Origin of the sequence: Brevibacillus dissolubilis (assembly GCF_006170445.1) — a bacterium.
GTDB classification, from domain to species: Bacteria; Bacillota; Bacilli; order Brevibacillales; family Brevibacillaceae; genus Brevibacillus_B; species Brevibacillus_B dissolubilis.
In genome coordinates, this window is record NZ_VCNA01000013.1 from 28,096 (window position 1) to 44,561 (window position 16,466).

Annotated in this window: 12 protein-coding genes; 3 read left to right on the forward strand and 9 right to left on the reverse strand. The window is 49.6% G+C overall.

What is annotated here, in order from left to right; genetic code table 11:
- Positions 1-356: 356 nt before the first annotated feature.
- Positions 357-1,949 carry a methyl-accepting chemotaxis protein gene (locus FGI41_RS20345; protein WP_139492151.1) on the forward strand — a complete coding sequence of 531 codons (1,593 nt, stop codon included), beginning with the start codon at positions 357-359 and terminating at the stop codon, positions 1,947-1,949.
- Between the two features lie 170 nt (positions 1,950-2,119).
- Here FGI41_RS20345 and FGI41_RS20350 read toward each other — a convergent pair whose 3' ends face one another.
- The 4 genes from FGI41_RS20350 to FGI41_RS20365 all read right to left on the reverse strand — a co-directional run bounded on the left by FGI41_RS20350 (position 2,120) and on the right by FGI41_RS20365 (position 8,171).
- Positions 2,120-4,117 carry an N-acetylmuramoyl-L-alanine amidase gene (locus FGI41_RS20350; RefSeq protein ID WP_255298562.1) on the reverse strand — a complete coding sequence of 666 codons (1,998 nt, stop codon included), beginning with the start codon at positions 4,115-4,117 and terminating at the stop codon, positions 2,120-2,122.
- 137 nt (positions 4,118-4,254) lie between these two features.
- Positions 4,255-4,524: a zinc ribbon domain-containing protein gene (locus tag FGI41_RS20355; protein WP_255298563.1), complete on the reverse strand. Its 270-nt coding sequence runs from the start codon at positions 4,522-4,524 to the stop codon at positions 4,255-4,257.
- 192 nt (positions 4,525-4,716) lie between these two features.
- Complete coding sequence (locus tag FGI41_RS20360) at positions 4,717-6,957, reverse strand: tetratricopeptide repeat protein (protein ID WP_139492152.1); 2,241 nt, start codon at positions 6,955-6,957, stop codon at positions 4,717-4,719.
- Between the two features lie 5 nt (positions 6,958-6,962).
- Complete coding sequence (locus tag FGI41_RS20365) at positions 6,963-8,171, reverse strand: hypothetical protein (RefSeq protein WP_139492153.1); 1,209 nt, start codon at positions 8,169-8,171, stop codon at positions 6,963-6,965.
- Positions 8,172-8,582: 411 nt separating this feature from the next.
- On the opposite strand from FGI41_RS20365, the gene FGI41_RS20370 reads away from it, so the two are divergent.
- Complete coding sequence (locus tag FGI41_RS20370) at positions 8,583-9,863, forward strand: GGDEF domain-containing protein (protein WP_176560364.1); 1,281 nt, start codon at positions 8,583-8,585, stop codon at positions 9,861-9,863.
- Positions 9,864-9,967: 104 nt separating this feature from the next.
- Here the strand turns inward: FGI41_RS20370 and FGI41_RS20375 are convergent, their stop codons facing one another.
- The 5 genes from FGI41_RS20375 to FGI41_RS20395 all read right to left on the reverse strand — a co-directional run bounded on the left by FGI41_RS20375 (position 9,968) and on the right by FGI41_RS20395 (position 14,984).
- Entirely contained in the window at positions 9,968-11,602 is a 1,635-nt protein-coding gene (locus FGI41_RS20375) for a CotH kinase family protein (protein WP_255298564.1), read from the reverse strand.
- A gap of 41 nt (positions 11,603-11,643) precedes the next feature.
- The gene (locus tag FGI41_RS20380; protein WP_139492155.1) at positions 11,644-12,339 is read right to left on the reverse strand and encodes a DUF4956 domain-containing protein; all 696 of its coding nucleotides are present in this window, start codon (positions 12,337-12,339) and stop codon (positions 11,644-11,646) included.
- Between the two features lie 26 nt (positions 12,340-12,365).
- Entirely contained in the window at positions 12,366-13,067 is a 702-nt protein-coding gene (locus FGI41_RS20385) for a polyphosphate polymerase domain-containing protein (protein WP_139492156.1), read from the reverse strand.
- A gap of 284 nt (positions 13,068-13,351) precedes the next feature.
- A complete protein-coding gene (locus FGI41_RS20390; RefSeq protein WP_139492157.1) occupies positions 13,352-14,356 on the reverse strand; it encodes an RluA family pseudouridine synthase in 1,005 nt (334 codons plus the stop codon).
- 139 nt (positions 14,357-14,495) lie between these two features.
- Positions 14,496-14,984 carry a DinB family protein gene (locus FGI41_RS20395; protein WP_176560365.1) on the reverse strand — a complete coding sequence of 163 codons (489 nt, stop codon included), beginning with the start codon at positions 14,982-14,984 and terminating at the stop codon, positions 14,496-14,498.
- A gap of 204 nt (positions 14,985-15,188) precedes the next feature.
- Here FGI41_RS20395 and FGI41_RS20400 point away from each other — a divergent pair, with 204 nt between their 5' ends.
- Entirely contained in the window at positions 15,189-16,454 is a 1,266-nt protein-coding gene (locus FGI41_RS20400) for a hypothetical protein (RefSeq protein ID WP_139492159.1), read from the forward strand.
- The last annotated feature ends 12 nt before the right edge of the window (positions 16,455-16,466 follow it).

Here is a 16,466-nt window from a genome sequence, read left to right on the forward strand (position 1 = left end):
TAACGGGGGGTGAACAGTACCGACGGAACGATTCGGTATGCTGCTCCCTCTTCTAAGAGGGCTTTATGTTTGGAATTTTTCCAGAAAAGCTGCATATGCAATCACGGATGGAAGTAGCCATGAAAGCCAAACAAATAGGGCTGTTGGCTGATTCTCACTTTAACGAATCGACGTATTGATGCAAAAAAACTACGAAACCCCATCTCTCCAAACTGTTCCTATCATCTGTCCAGTCATTCCGTATGAATGGCGTTGCCGAACTTATCCAATTGCCGATTGTCAATGTGTACTACGTCATTCCTCTGTTGAATTTGGAGGATTTATTCGCAATTCATGTAGAAAATGAGGGATAGAAAATGAAATGGTTTTATCATCTTAAGACATCCGTAAAATTAATCTCTGCTTTTACTACTATCGCCATTATCTTAGCTTTTGTTGGATTCTTCGGTTTGAATAGTCTTAAAGAGACGAATGGTCAATTGAAGATTATGTATGATGATAGACTGGTCCGGATTAATGATATTTCTCAGGCGCAGATTTTCTATCAGCGTCTACGGGTCAACATCCGGGATCTCAACTATTTCTCTACGACTCATGAACAAAACCAATTCTATGACAAAGAAATCCAAGAATTAAAAAAGCAGGTTGATGCCAGAATCAATACATACAAAGATACGAACCTGACCCCGGAAGAGGCTGCCCTGCTGGCCAAGTATGATGAGGCTTGGGATGAATACAATGATTGGTTAGAGAAAGCGATTCAAGTTGCCTATACAAATAATGTTAGTGAATTCAACAATAAGATCATGCCGGAATTTAAGAAGATCGGTGATAAATTAGAAGATATCATGAGCGATTTGATCACCCTCAACATTAAGCTTGCTGAGAAATCGAAGGCAGATGCAGATGCCCTGTACGAATCCTCCCGCACTTTTATTATTTCGATTGTCATTGCCTCTCTGCTGATCAGCATCGGATTTGGAGTCGTCATCTCCCGGATCATTTCCCGACCATTGAACCAAGTGGTAGACCTCATCGAGAAAGTAGCTTCCGGTGATTTAACAAAAACAACCGATATCGACACCAGAGACGAAATCGGACAATTAGCCAAATCGATCAATGCAATGGTGCTGAGTCTGCAAACCACGATCAGCAGTATCTTGTCATCCGCCGAAAACGTCTCTGCTGCTGCACAACAAATCTCAGCAAGCACGGAGGAAATCGCAAGCGGAAGTACCAACCAGGCTCATGATTCCCTCAAAATGAGCGAATTGTTCAAGGACCTCTGTGACGCCAGTAACTCGGTGGCACGCAGCGCGGAGCAAGCATCCCAATTGTCTGCCTCCATGCTACACACAGCAAAGGACGGCGGTAAGGTAGTCCGCATCTCTATTGACGGCATGAATCTGGTGAATGAGCAGATGTCTCAGCTCGAAAAAGACTCCTACAAGATCGGGGAAATCATCGAGGTAATCAGCGATATTGCCGACCAAACGAACCTGCTTGCTCTTAACGCGGCGATTGAAGCGGCTCGCGCCGGAGACCAAGGTCGGGGCTTTGCCGTTGTGGCAGATGAAGTCCGTAAATTAGCAGAGCGCAGTACAGAAGCCACCAAGCAGATTACCGTGATTATTAAAGAGATGCAGGAGAACACCAAGCATAGCGTCAAAGCGGTGGGTGATGGTGTTCTCTCCTCCCGACAAACTGGAGAAGCATTCGAGCATATTATCGACATGGTGAATGAATCCGCCACCAAAGTAATGGAAATCGCAGCCGCAAGTGAGGAACAGGCTGCTCAATCCGCCGAGGTACTTGCTTCGATTGAAAATATCTCCGTCGCTGCAGAAGAAGCAGCCGCAAGCAGCGAGGAAGGTGCCGCAACGGCCCAATCCCTTGCCGACTTAGCCGAAGAACTGAATAACTCTGTCAACCATTTTAAAGTGAGCTAGCTGAATCACGGTTACTATTCCGCCAAAAGATGACTTCTGAATTCATCAGGAGTCATCTTTTTTATGACCATTGATAACGAACTGAATGGTAGAAGGTCAAAATACAAATGACCCGTAAGAGATTCACTTTTTTCAAAGTGTCCGTCTTACGGGTCATCGTTCACATCAGATTACGGATTCACGACATCGACGTCAGACGCTTTGACAAAGCCATAGCGGTGGCCGAAGTGTATGCGGTAGTACTCCTCGTTACCAAATACCATCTTATGTGTCGCGGTTGGATTGTGGGAGAATACAGTCGCGTTGTAGAAGTTGCTCTTGATTTTTTCAACTGCGACATACTTCTGTCCTTGTGGGATCGTGTAGAGCGGTGTCAGGGTGCGCGGGCTGATGCCTGCTGGGAAGGCACTTGCTTCTGGATAAGCGCCGCCATACACCTCGATGGATTCCTTGCCTGCCTTCGGAGTGATAAGCGTGCCTTTGCCTGGTACGGTTACTTTGCCTTGTGGGTTGTGGAACCAAGCCTTTTGACCGCCGAACCAAATCGCTTGCCAGTCGCCTTGCTCATCTGCGAGATAGAAGCTTTGACCGGTTGGGGCTTTGCTTCCCTCTTCATACAGGCTGTAGCTGCCCGGCCCCGGATAGAGCACATCATCGAACAGAGGCGCGTCAAAGCTAGGCTCTTGATACAGATAGACGAAGTTAGCCGGCTGGGACTCTACCCCTTCGATATATGGACGGTTGGTTTCAAAATGAGGCTTGAACGTGACGATCTCTTTGGTACCATGGGCTGGCGTGATCGGTGCGCCGAGCAGCTCCATGTAATGCTCCCAATCCCAGAATGCGCCTGGGTCTTCGTGCATCGTTCTTTGGCGGGCCGCGGTCAGTGCAGGGATCTCGTCATGGCCGAAGATGTGGGCGCGGTCGAGTGGGATATCGTATTTGTCTGCGAGGTATTTGACCAGCTTGGCGGAAGCGCGGTACTGGTGTTCATTGAACCATTTGGCGCCTTCGAGCATGTAGCCTTCATGCTCTAGACCGATGGAGTGCATGTTGTAATACCAGTTGCCTGCATGCCAAGCAACATCCTTGTTGTCCACCATCTGCGCGATGTGGCCGTCGGAGGAACGCAGGACATAATGAGCAGATACAGAGGCAATCGGGTTCTGGAACCAGTTGATCGTGCCTTGGTAGCTCACCTCGGTATTATGGATCACGATATAACGGATATCTGGGCCAAAATTCGGACGGTCAGCGGTATCGTAGTTGCCATAGTTGGACGGGCTGGATGAACGCTGCTGGTAGAAAGCCGGGATGAAGTCGCATTTGAGACCTTCTGGACAGTCTGCGAGGCTGTCTGATTTGCTTTCTTTGAGCTTGAGGGACTGGGCGGTGTCGCGGTTCGGCGTGACAGTCTTTGCGGCAAGCACGACAGATTGCCCGCCTGTAGTGGTATGGGAGAGCCCTTCATTGATCGATTGATAGACTTGGTCGGCAAAATCATACGCGACCACTTTTTCCTCAGAACCGATGTACTTGGCTACGGCACCATACCAGTCTTTTTCCTCTGTCGGCACTTGGCCTGTGGTCTCTTGTGCGTATTTGGCGAGGAGGGCTGCGCCGCCACGGATGTTTTGGGCTGGGTCTTTTTTGAGGGTTTCGGCGTCGAGTTGGAGGATGGATGCTGCGGTGTCAAGGGTATGTAAGGTTGGGTCTGTCTCGGATGAGGTGGATGTGGAATCGGCTGCGGCGTTTTCGTCTGGATTCGTTGTGGCTTCGTACTGGGTCAGGTGCATGAGACCGTAGCCTGCCTGTGCGCTCGGTTCGCCGTTGTGGTGCTCCCAGCGGGTCATGTTGTAGGAGACGGACATGAGTACATGGACGGGTACCTTGAATTCTGCGGCAGCATCGTGGAAAGCCTTTTGCAGGGAATCAGCTTGGACTTCCTCAGCGTGTGCGGTGGATACACCCCATGGTGCCACTCCCCACGGTGCAGTTCCCCATGGCGTGCCCCAAGGCGCTACTCCCCACGGTGTTCCCCATGGTGCCTGACTTGCTGGTTCTGTTGCTGCTGGTGTTACTCCCCACGGCGTTACGCCTGATACGGTCATCAGTGCGACGGACAGCGGGATGATTACCTGTTTGATGCCATGTCCACTGTTCTTCAAAGTCAGTTTCCCCCTTGAAATAAAATTTTACAAAAACGGATTGTTTATGAATGATTACAACAAAGGGGCAGGGAAATCCTTCTGATTTTTGAGAAAATAAAGAAAAAAGGGCTTTTCGCCCAGATTGGTGCCGGAAGTTACTTCGACCAGCGTTCTAGCTTATGAATATTCCTCGTAAACAACCCCGTCATAAACCGTGGAAAGCCAAACTCCACCAGCTTCTGCTTCACTCTTTCCTTCATCTGATCGGCTGTGATGTCTGGCAGGGTAAACTCGCCATTCTCGTAGCAATGGCTGCAGTAGGTCGTGCTTTTCTCTCCGTTGCGCTCTGTACCTCCCCCTTTTTCATCGCGGGATAGGGGCATTCCGCAGCTTTGGCAGTTTTTATGTGTTTTGGTTGTTGGCATCTGGTACTTCGCTCCCTTTTTATATGGAATCACTGGGATTCTACGATTCTCTCATCCTCTGCTTTTCTAATCGCTAGACTATTAGTACGATAGGATGGCATGGAAATCCTTTCTATTTCCTCTTTCAGGCAGGAAAAAGACTTTTCTCCCCGATCCTACAGGGCGAAAAGCCTTTTACGTGTTGCGGTATATCTACTTCTGCACAAACAACTCCGGCAGCCGCTCTCTCATCTCTTCCACATAAGCCGACTCCCCGTATGCCAAGTGCTTTTTCCAATCCTCCGCTGCCGCTGCGGTATCGCCCAGCTGCAACAGACAAATCCCACGATGGTAGTAGATCTCCGGCTCATCTGCATCCTCGAACGTCAGCGCATCCGTATAATCCTCCACCGCTAACTGCCATTTTTCCTGTGCTTCATACACCCACGCGCGGTTGAACAGAATCGTTCCGTTCTTCTCCAACCGCAGCACTTCGGTCAGGTCGTCGACGGCGCTGTCATGCTCGCCCATCTCATAGGAAAGAACAGCCCGGTTGGTCCACGCAGCGACCAGCGTTTTGTCCTGATCCAGCGCATTCGTCAGCGCCAGCCATGCATGCTGGTGATTGCCCAGAGCCAGCTCGATCAGGCCAAGCGTGCAGAGGAGCTGAGCGTGTGCAGGGTCGATCGCCAAGCCACGCTCCACATCAAGGCGGGCTTGCTCGAACTGCTCTGCTTCATATAATAAGGTCGCCCGGTTGAGCAGTGCATCCAGATGCTGTGGCTCAATATCCAGCAGATAGTTGAGGTCAGCAAGCGCTTTGTCCACTTCCCCCTGACGGATATAGGCAGCAGCCCGGTTGTAATATACCTCTGGGAACGGCGGGCTCAGCTCAATCGCGCGGTTATAATCGGCGATGGCATCTTCTAGACGGTTCATTTTGCTGTAGAGATTACCACGGTCAAAATGGTACTCGGGATAGTTCGGGTCGATCTCAATCACCCGGCTGAAACACTCTGCCGCTTCGTCATATCGCTTAAACGCGAGGTAAATCTGCCCTCGGTTATGCAATAAAACGGAGCGGTGCAGCAGGTGCTCGTCCGGTGCCAGAACCTGATCCAAAAGCTCCCAGCCTTCTGACACGAGTTGGAGCGCTTCGTTCAGACGGTTCTCGTGCAATTCTACAAGCGCCAGACCGTTGCGGTTGAATACTCCGTGGAAGGCGCGGTCTTTTTCGTCCTCGATGATGTCGGAGTGGGCAATTGCTTTTTCGATCCATTCTCTCGCCTTGAGATGATCTCTTACACGGTGGTGACGAGTGTAATACATGGAATAGCCGTACGCAATCGCCATATGTACCAGATTCTCATCTGTCTGGGTCAGAAGCTCGTCGAACAGCTGTGGAATCCCATCCGTACGGCCCAAGGCAGAGAGCGAGGTGGCGGTTCTCATCGTGAAAAACTTATAATTGTCAAACTCGGACGCTGCATCTGTCATGGACCGGCCCCGAACGCTCATCTCGACCACCACTTCGTAGAAACCGATGTTCATGCAGTAATTGACAGCCTCTTTGAGTGCCTCTACCGCTTGGGTCCGGGAACTGCCCCGCTCGAGATGATACGGGATCGCTCCGAGATGGAGAGACCATTGATCCTGCTCAGTCAAGGCTTGTGCCCGCTCGTCGTGAAGTCTCTGGCGCAGCTCTACAGGTGCTGTCTCATAAGCAGCGCGTTCCCGTGCACAATCTGATGTGCCATCAGAGAAAATGTAGCGCTCGCAAAGCTCCAACCGCTCTGACTCGGACAAGGATGCGAGAGTGGCTGACACATCTGCCGATTCAGATACCGTCGAAGATGCAGACCCATCCGCCACAGTGATTGGCTCTGTATAGGACTGCAACGCCTGCTGTAAGTTCTCATGACCGACCTTTTCAGACGAGCTGATCACGACCTTGATCTGCTCTGGATGAGCACGGCGCAACAGTGTGCTGATGAACTCTGCATCCAGATGATCACAAGCCTGCACATCTTCAAAAATCAGCGTCAACGGCACACTCGGATCTTCCTGTTGCCCCCGCTCCAGATCTGCCAACGCCCGCAACAGATCAATCAACCCATTGGCCATCCGCTGGGTACGCATTTTGGAGTAATACCGCGTCCGCTCTTTCGGAACTGCAAGCGATGTCAGCGTCTCCTGACTCACCTCAATCACAGATTTCAGCTCAGGCGCCATCGACAGGATCGGAATTCCACTGGCTTTTACGAGCTCAGGGTACTTCCTGTAGGCTTTTAGCATCATCTGGCGCAACAGCTCACCTGTACCAGAGTATGGCCCCCGACGATTTTGATGACAGTTGGCGACATACACATGCTCCTGCTGTACGTCTGGGTAGTGCTTCTCCCGTTCTTGACGGGTCGATCCGATCAACCATGTATGCATAACCGTTTGTTTCATATCATTCACCCTTCCTGTGACATCGGTGCATGGCTCACTTTTTTACGTGCTTGGCGTTCTTTCCAATAGAGATAGAGGATGATACTGTAATGGATTACCATAAAGGAAAGGAACACGATCGAATCCCAGAAGCGCATATCGGTTCCCGTGATCAAGGAGTTAAACACATTGCTGAGAAGCTGGAAAACCACAGGGAACATATAGAAAAAGATCCCGACCATCAACAACCAGCCCGCCGCATAGAAATAACGGTAGGTTCTGGCTACCTGCTGGTCACGCTCCGTGTAGATGGACAAGTCGATGAGTTTGTGCGTCTGTTTGGTTGCTTGGTACCACGAGTTTTTGATCATATCGCGGGTGGTTTCTTGCAGATTGACACAGCCCCACACCGTAATCATCAGGTAGTAGATATCTGTCTGCAGTTGAAAATAAAACTGCCAGAACAACCTAAGCAGCGTGGTAAAGGCAAGTCCCATACAATAACCGGCTAACAGCGTAATCTCCCCCGTCGACATCAAAATCGCTCCGGCCGCGATCACCAGCAAGGAGAACCACAGCAAATCTCCCATCATCCCAACGAGGATCGGCAGAAAACGCTTCTCCCTCGGCACACCCCAGATCCCCGGCATCGAAGAGGTAAATACCAAAAAATACATACGCCTACCCAGACCCAGCCTCGAGCGAATCCCCAGTCTGCGTCCAGCCAGCATGTGCATCGCTTCATGAAACAAAAGCCCTGGCAGCTGTCCCAAGATCATGCCCACAAAAACAACCATCGTATATGGTGAAAAAAGAATGCTCTGGCGGCTCGGTCGAAGCTCTGGATACTTGATCATGATCCACGCTGCACAGGCAAAAATCGCCCCGTACAACAGCCATCCCACCGGGGAAAAAGCCAATCTCCCCAGCCATTGCCAAGAGATTTCCTTGTTTTCGGTCTCAATCGGTGCCCCATCATCCTCCACGATGAAGGTAAGCTCACGCAAGGTCAGTAAAAAGTCGTCCATATCCAGCTCTTCCTGGTAGGTCTCCTCATACCAAGCATGGGCTTCTCCAATCGTCACACCCTCTTGGAGCTTCTGTACAAGTGCTGCCCCATCTTCTGGGAAAACAGCAAAGGTATCTGTTCCAAAGCGTCCGATCATCACACCTTCTGGATCGGGCATAAAGGTAAGCGGATGGAGTACAATCCTTAGTTGATCATTATCGTTCATGTCTTCCTCCCAGATCTGATCTGGTATTTGTTTTGGTCATGAAAAAGCGGGGCATTATGCCCCACTTTTTCATGGATTGATGAATGAATTAGCAAGTCCAGTCGTACAGAGCTACACCAGCAGAAGTCAATTTGAGAGTTTCGGTTTTCTTCACAGTGATTTTTTTCATGAATAATTCCTCCAGTAAATTGAAGTATTTGATACCAAATATTGGTGTATCTAGTATCTGATTGTTATTTTACATAGCCCACAGTATAAAGTCAACAAATTTTTAGAAACTTTTGGTAAATTAAACAATTCCATTCAAAAGTTAACGCCGCTAACCAAACCAAGCTTAATGTTTCAATTGTTATTGAACAGGGTATAGGGATGGTAATCGACCTTTTTCAGAAAGGGGGCTCTTTTCGGTACATGCATAAAAAAGGTCCCAAGCTTTTTGGTCTTCTGCTTTATCTCTGTTCGGCGGCTCTGGCTGCATACACGTATGTGGAACAGTATGATCCACTCCTGTTGCCCCATCATCTGTCGATTACCTTGCTGGCTCTTCTGTGCGGATTGATCCTCAAAGAAATCCAGTGGCGGGTCGAAATCTCGGGGCGGACGATCACCTCCATTATTGACTTTAGCGTTGGGTTTGCCCTTTTGACTGATCCCTTTTATTTATTTGTTTATTTTAGTCTGTACTTTCTCATCGTCCATTGGAGAGAGAAGCGCATCCATGGGACGTTTCAGCTATGGGATTATTTTGGGGACACGGGGAATCTGTATGTGAGTCTGCTGACAGGGTATATTCTGTTTCACTCTATCCTGCCAAGCCCTCCACCCTTTACGATTGGATATATCCTGACGACTCTCCTTACCGAGACGACAGCGGTACTTGTCTCAACCGCCATCATCTATGTAATATTCAAGCTGGAGGATGACAAGACCCTGCTTATCCAATTCAGGGAATTCACCAAGTATGAATGCTTGTTTACGATCATCTTCTGTACGCCGGGCAGTGTCTTTTTATACTATTTCTTCTCTCATGGGGAATATGTCGGCGGGTGCTTCTTTATCCTGATCGCGGTGGCTGCCTTGAAGTCATTGGAAAAAGCAAGCCATAGCCATATGGAACGGGCTGAGCTTGAGAGCTACCGAAAAATCGCCTATGCTGATGAGCTGACCGGAGCCTATAATGTCCGTTTTCTCAAGATCGAACTCAATGAGCTGGAAAAACAACGCGAGACGCTTGGTCTGGTGATAGGCGATATCGACCACTTCAAGCAGGTGAACGACCGGTATGGTCACGGGGTTGGGGATCTGGTTCTCACTCACTGTGTCAAAGTCATCCGGCAGGAGCTGTCTGCAGATGACCTGCTGATCCGGTCGGGCGGTGAAGAGTTTACCCTGATCCTGAAATCCAAAACGTATGAGAACTGTCTTGCTCTGTTAGAAAAAATCCGACGAAAAATAGAAAACACCCCGTTCCGATCGCAGGGAAGCGAGTCTGCTGTGATCCCCTGTACGATGAGCTTCGGGATGTATTTTATCGGGAAAGGCGAGCGGCTAACCTACAAGGACGCGATCGAATTCGCTGACCAGCTGTTGTATGCATCCAAGCAAAATGGCAGAAATCGGGTGACCGCGAAAAATGGTCCGGCAGAAAATGAGCTGTTGAGACAAGCCTCGGGAGAGAGTCCGGGGCGCTAGATGCCGGAAGCCGGAAGCGCACATAGCATGTCGAATCCTGCCATTTAAAAAGAGCCACACCCCATGTCAGATGGAGTGTGGCTCTTTCAACATGTCCAGCTATGTTACGATCTTCTGCGCTTGAAGAACCTTGCAAAAATCATTGCAATCACCAGTACTGCCGCAAGACCAGATGAGAGGATGATGTATTCCAGAGAATATCCGCCGGTTGCGGAACCAGGCGGCCCACTCTTGCCATCCATAGGCAGTCGCGGCATGTCACCTGGCGCTCCATTCTCACCCATCGGAGGCGCTTGCCTGTCGCCTGGTGCCCCCCCGCCAAATCCGCCTCGGTCACTGCTCGTAACAGCTGCAACCACCAGCTTGCCGGACAATTGTGCGAGGATGGATTCTGCACGCTTCACGGAGAATTGGACGAGACTTTTCTCACCAGAGATGCTTTCTTTGAACTGTTCGGTTGTGTAGAATTTTGTCGGATCTTTTTCTACGTATGGGGCGATCAGGGAGGCCACCTGTGCCGTCATCGTTCCCATATAATCTTCGGTGAAGTAGGTTGTGGCAATTTCTTTTAGATTCTCGTTGAATTGATCACGGTACTCTGGAACAGCGAGCAAAGCATTGAGCAGCGGTCGGTCTGCCAGTGTCGCTCCCGATACTGGTGTTGTGATGCTGAAATTGATATTGGTTTCATCCATAAAATTAGCCGCCATATCACCACCGCCGGGGCCGCCCATATTTTTTCGGTTTGCGGCATTGGCTTGCTGTTGGTTAGCAGCATCACCTTCCGCATTACCCGGAGGTCGGCCACCACCACCACCGCCCACTCCGAAGCCAGCGAATGCCATGTTGTAATCCCACGGCAGCATGGAGAATACGCCGTTTTCTTCATATAGATAGTAATTGTGTTTCAAATTCCCCTGATAGTGATCCAAGTTCACCAAGGCGGTATTGAGTGCGAAGTAGCGGAGCATCTCATCTACATCAAGAACCTTGGAAATATCACCGCCGTTGTTGATCGCATCCAGCATGTTGATCAGGGCAGATTGGTCGGTGGACTCCAGATTGGTTTTCAGACCGATTCCGGTGTAGTCGTCGATGTCATCACTGATCCATTTGAGATCACTGCCCACTCCATCCGGCTTGTATAAATCACCGGTACCCTCTGCGAAGTTGCGGGCCAAAAAGGTCTCCTCAATCGCCTCAACCCCCAGATAAAGCCCCCATTCCTTGCCGTTGATCGTGATATACATATAGGAGAACGCAGGAGTGGGCAGCCCCATTTTCTCCATCAGGGAATAGGACAGGAATTCGCGCATCTGTGACGGGTCGGTGTAGTTATTATTGAGGTTCAGCTTCTTGAGACCATGCAGATTCTGCTGATCGATATAGTGATCAAAGTCGATTTTAAAGCTGAAGCGGTCGGAATCCTCCATCTGGGCGACAGAGCGGAGTGTCAGATTCCCCTTGGTCCGAAGCCCGACATTCTCGACGGTTTCCCCGTTGATGGTCACATTGGCTGAGACGAATTTTTCTTCCAGTGGAGTTGCCAGCATCGACTCCAGATCAGAATCCTCCAGCGTAATATCTACGGTGGTGACTTTGCTTCGGTCAAAGACGTTGGTGGTATAGGAGTAGTCTGTCTCCTCTGGCTTGACTGTCAATTGCGGGGCCAACGCCATGACCGCGAGCAAGACCGCCATCAGCAACGCAACCGACGCCACGATATATCTATTTTTCACAACGGCTTCTCCTCCTCTCCGGATTTACTCAACTCAATCGGTTACGCTGTGAAGTTACCATCGTAGCTGAGCATCATCGCAGACTGGACACCTTCCATCTCTGAGATTTGATTGACAAAGGCAACATCGTTTTGTTTGATGCGGATTTCATAGATGACTTCCAGACCTTGATTAGGAGAAGATGATTTCGATTTGACGGTATGCTTGATCACTTTGGAGGACACGATGCTCTCCAGTGCTTTTTCCACGCTTGCTTCGTTGTATTTGACGATCAGCAGGTACGGATTCTCTACTGTGAGACGGTTGACGAAGAACAAGAGCACCAACCCAATCAAAATAGCCCCGATAATCACCAATGGAATGAAGCCAGCCCCACACAAGATACCAGACGCCACTGCCCAGAAAATATAGACGATGTCCATCGGGTCTTTAATCGGCGTACGGAAACGGACAATGGAGAGCGCACCGACCATACCGAGGGATAACATCACGTTGGAAGATACCCCCATAAGAATCAAAGCGGTTGCCATCGTCATGATGATCAGAGAGATGCTGAACGAGTGGGAATACATCACACCGGAGAATGTCTTTTTATAGACCAGGTAAATGAAAAGCCCAACAGCAAAAGCGGCGACCAGAGAGATCAGCGAGTCTACGACTGAGAAGCTGACTGTATTTTCCAAAAAGCTGGATTTGAAAATATCATTAAAATTAATCGTATTGGTAGTCTGGTTCATGATCGTTATGCCTCCGTTTTTTAGATTTAGCCGTACATGCGGCTTACTTGGTATTTAGAAAAAGCTCCTTTTCGGCGGTCACTGACCTGCAGGATCTTGCGGATCACATCTGGCAGGTATTCATCGTATTTCACTTCGAGGATCACTTGATTCGGCTCTAAGACGTCTACCATGATGACATCTGGATTCAGCAGATCATTGTTGCGAAAGCTCGTCTTGATGGCACTGTCGAAGGTGACGCGGACATTGCCGTATTCATAGATGAACACCTCCCGCTCATAGTCCACGATGGTGACCGGCTTGAGCTGGTGGACGGTCATCTGCACATACAGTTCACGGATGAGGTCTCGGGAGTCTTGCTGCATCCAAGCAATATCTCCGTGGCGGATACTCTCATACTCCTCTGCGGTGATGCGGCATTTTTTCTTTTGGCATAGGTTATCCACTTTGGATTTCTTCTCCAGATGGATGAAGTCCGTATTGTGGTCATATAGCCTCACCCTGAATTTATCCCGGCGGTAGTACCCTTCTTTCTTTTCCGTCAGAACCTTATCATCGATGTTGTCAAAATAGACGCTGCGGATGAGATACTTGCCGTCCGCTTTTGCATGCGGGTCGGGCTTCATGATGTGTTGCAGGTTTTTTCGGAGCAGAAAACAGTCCATGGTGGTAATCTCATGCTTCAGTTCGACACGGCCTTTATATGTGGGCTTTCCCTTTGCTTGCATCTGGTGGTCACACTCCCTTGTCATCAGCGGGGCTGGTTGGTTGGTATGTCTTTCGCTCTCACAGGTACTTATCTTACGGAGCAATTATTAAATCGAAATTAACAAAAGCTTAAAAAAGCGATTTTCCCGGGAGAATGTTTTTCCATTCTTTTGGGGCAACCGCTTACATCTGTTTGGAGGTTGGGCAGGGCATCGTATGAAGGGGGATTCAAAATAAAAAAGGAACACGGGAAGAGGATAAGAATTCTCTTCTTCGTGCTCCTTCTATAAGGCGTCCATTCTGTTTACTTGGACGCCGTCTCCTGAAACGGTCTCAAAAACACCTTCGGAATCGGTGATTCAAACCGCATTAATTCGCCTGTTGTCGGATGCGTAAACGACAGCACCCGTGCGTGCAGTCCGAGACGACCGATCACCTTCGTTTTGGCTCCGTATTTTTTGTCGCCGACGATGGGGTGTCCGAGGTCTTCCATGTGGACACGGATTTGGTTTTTGCGGCCTGTTTCGAGGTTGACCTCCAGCAGGGAAAAATGACGGTTGGCTTGGATCACCTTGTAGTGGGTGACGGCATGCTGTCCATCATTGGGATAGGGGCTGGAGTACATTTTGAGGGTTTTGCTTTCTTTGAGCCAAGAGGAGATCGTGCCTTCTGGCTTTTTGACCATGCCTTCCACGAGGGCTATATAGGTGCGTTCTTGGACGGTGTCTTTCCAGGTGTTTTGCAGGGCCTGCTGGATCTGTTCGCTCTTGGCAAACATCATCACGCCGGACGTATCGCGGTCAAGCCGATGTACGACGAAGATGCGGTTGGACGGGTCGTCTCGGCGGACATGGGCCATAAGCTGGCGGTAGGCAGTAACCTCGTTCTCCTGCGGGGACGCGATGGAGAGCAAGCCCGCTTCCTTATGTATGATGATGATATCGTCGTCTTCGTGCAGGATCGAGAGGCCGGTCAAGGCAGGGGCTTCGACGATTCGTTCTTTGCTCAGGGTGACAGTCTGGCCGGGGTGGAGCTGGTGGTTATAGGTGGTGACGGTCTGCCCGTTCACCGAGACCTGTCCGCGGGCGAGCATGGATTTGATCGCGTTGCGGCCTTGGTTGGTGATGTGGGCCAGCAGGAAAGTCAGTAGCTCAGCCGGTTCGGTGACCGTGTATTGTTTGATTTTAGGTGCTGGTTGGGGCTTTGGTTGAAGCTTGGTTGGTGGAGTGGCTTTCTTGAGGTGTTGGGGTTGGGATCTATGAGGACCTTTTGGTTTAGGTTTGGATGGGTTGTAGCTTTGCTTCCGCATGATAAGACCTCCTGTTTGATCGCTGTTACGAGCTGGCAGCTGGTGGCAACCGACATTTCACTATAGCAATCATATCACGGGTCTGTACAGGATAAAAATTGTGGGCGTACGCAGAGACTCCCCCCGTCCCTCTCCTGCTTTACTTGCGGAGAGCGCCTTTTAACTCCTCAATCTGGGCCAAGTGCCGCTTTTCATGCAGCCCGATAAAAGAAATCCACTGCTGCAGATCCATCAATCCAAAAATCCGGTGCTGATGCGATCTTTTGGTCAAGACATCGCTGCCCTGGCCTTCTACTGTCTGTAATAACGCTTGGCGGGATTCGTCGAGCTTGCTTTTGATCTCGGCCAAGGTGATGAAATTCTCAGACGGTACGTATTGTTCAGGCGCATCGACCTTCATCTCACGGTTTAAGACGACTTGGTACGGCTTCTGATCGGCGGACTGCTCGACTCCTTCGGCCAATGTAGCCGCGATATTCTGGACAGCGACCCGTTCGTAGAGGTAGAGGTGTTCGAGTACCTGCATGATGGTCCATTTACCCGGTTCTACCCGTTCGTTCAGTTGTTCATCTGTTAGGCCGCTGACGGTTGCCCATATGTCTTCTCTGGTTTTCATCGTTTCTTCCATGTTCATTCTCCTTTGTGCTTTTTATTTTTTGGTGGGGCATCATGATTAGATTATGCGGAGCGGCGGCTGTTCCGTCTTCATCTTTACCAATAAAGTCATGCTCTTGCCCAACGCCGCCCGTAGGAATAAACTGTAAAAACACTAATCTGTTGCTCTTCAAATAGATCATATACGCTAATCAGTATGAAGGAGGGACAACGATCTATGTTCGACAGAAAGCCATTTATTTCCTCTCTACTAACATTGTCCAAAGATGAAGTGCTCTGGGGTGCTGACACCCATCTCTTTTACGTCGTTAACGGTAAGGGTTCTCTAACCAAATCGTATGGAACTGGGCTGGACGGTAATACTCATGCCTTTCTGCTAGCCAATGGCATCCCGTTGACGAAGTGGCACGATGACGGCTACTTCTGCCCGACTTGTGAGAAGCTGCTGTCTGCCGGTTATGGCCGGGATATGCTGGACCGCTCCACCATCGAACGAATTGAAACAGCCGGGAATGTCATGAATCAACCTTTGCGTGAAACCATCGCCCACATAGAACCATTCCTCCATCTGTTGAAAACAGGATTATATGGACTGGCTTACATCAAGCTCTCCCCCACCAATGGAGATCGGGAATTTTTCTGGAATCTGACCAATACCCAAAAGAATTACAGAAGCTCCTGCGATACGTTTTACTATTACAGGCAGATGACTGCGTACCCGGCTTTTCTGGTTCCTACACAGCCAACGACACGTTATGATCAGGAGCGGGTCGATACGTATAGGAAGTTGATGAGGGAGGGTGCATCATTTGGTGGGCTTGCTTACTATCTGGATGGGTACCTATGCGCGTTGTTGGACGGTCACCATCGGGCTACAGCTGCTTTGTTAGAGGAACAAGACTTTTATTGTGTAACCATTTTGCCTGCAACAGACTTTTTTATGAACCAGGAAGGGATTCTCTCTTTTCTCATGGGTGGGGATCGTTTTAGCGGCGAAGAGATTCCAGACGATATCACCGCCAAGATCAATGCAGGAACTGGATCTCACCATCTTTCTACCAATCTGGTCGAAACCTATCTTGCGTTAGAACAAGAGCAAAATATCAGCCTGTTCCCCAACGAAGTGCATGACATCGCCAAAAAATCCCCTGACTGCATCGGACTGGCTGCCGTACACTGGGCAGGGTACTGTTCCGATGATAGAATCGACAAGCTGTTTCAACAAACAGAGGAGGATTGGGAAGAAGATCTTGATCTTGTCTTAAAAGCATTGATTACGATGAAAGACCCCCGTGCCAAAGATGTCGCTCTGCGAATCGGAGGGTCAGAGTCCTATCTTTTTCTGTGGCATGAAGCCTTTCAAGCTCTGGCATCGATCCAGTCAGAAGAGATCGAGGACTTTTTTATCCGGTTCTTGGTTTATGACGAGGGAGTCAGACCTGCGTTAACAAGGATCGCAAATGAATATTTGAAGAACAGGTAGGTACACTACAGG

Bases quoted from the DNA above. Each gene is read 5' to 3' on its own strand.
- FGI41_RS20400 (WP_139492159.1), top strand. From the start codon at position 15,189: ATGTTCGACAGAAAGCCATTTATTTCCTCTCTACTAACATTGTCCAAA.
- FGI41_RS20355 (WP_255298563.1), bottom strand. From the start codon at position 4,524: ATGCCAACAACCAAAACACATAAAAACTGCCAAAGCTGCGGAATGCCC.
- FGI41_RS20370 (WP_176560364.1), top strand. From the start codon at position 8,583: ATGCATAAAAAAGGTCCCAAGCTTTTTGGTCTTCTGCTTTATCTCTGT.
- FGI41_RS20345 (WP_139492151.1), top strand. From the start codon at position 357: ATGAAATGGTTTTATCATCTTAAGACATCCGTAAAATTAATCTCTGCT.
- FGI41_RS20360 (WP_139492152.1), bottom strand. From the start codon at position 6,957: ATGAAACAAACGGTTATGCATACATGGTTGATCGGATCGACCCGTCAA.
- FGI41_RS20365 (WP_139492153.1), bottom strand. From the start codon at position 8,171: ATGAACGATAATGATCAACTAAGGATTGTACTCCATCCGCTTACCTTT.
- FGI41_RS20390 (WP_139492157.1), bottom strand. From the start codon at position 14,356: ATGCGGAAGCAAAGCTACAACCCATCCAAACCTAAACCAAAAGGTCCT.
- FGI41_RS20385 (WP_139492156.1), bottom strand. From the start codon at position 13,067: ATGCAAGCAAAGGGAAAGCCCACATATAAAGGCCGTGTCGAACTGAAG.
- FGI41_RS20380 (WP_139492155.1), bottom strand. From the start codon at position 12,339: ATGAACCAGACTACCAATACGATTAATTTTAATGATATTTTCAAATCC.
- FGI41_RS20395 (WP_176560365.1), bottom strand. From the start codon at position 14,984: ATGGAAGAAACGATGAAAACCAGAGAAGACATATGGGCAACCGTCAGC.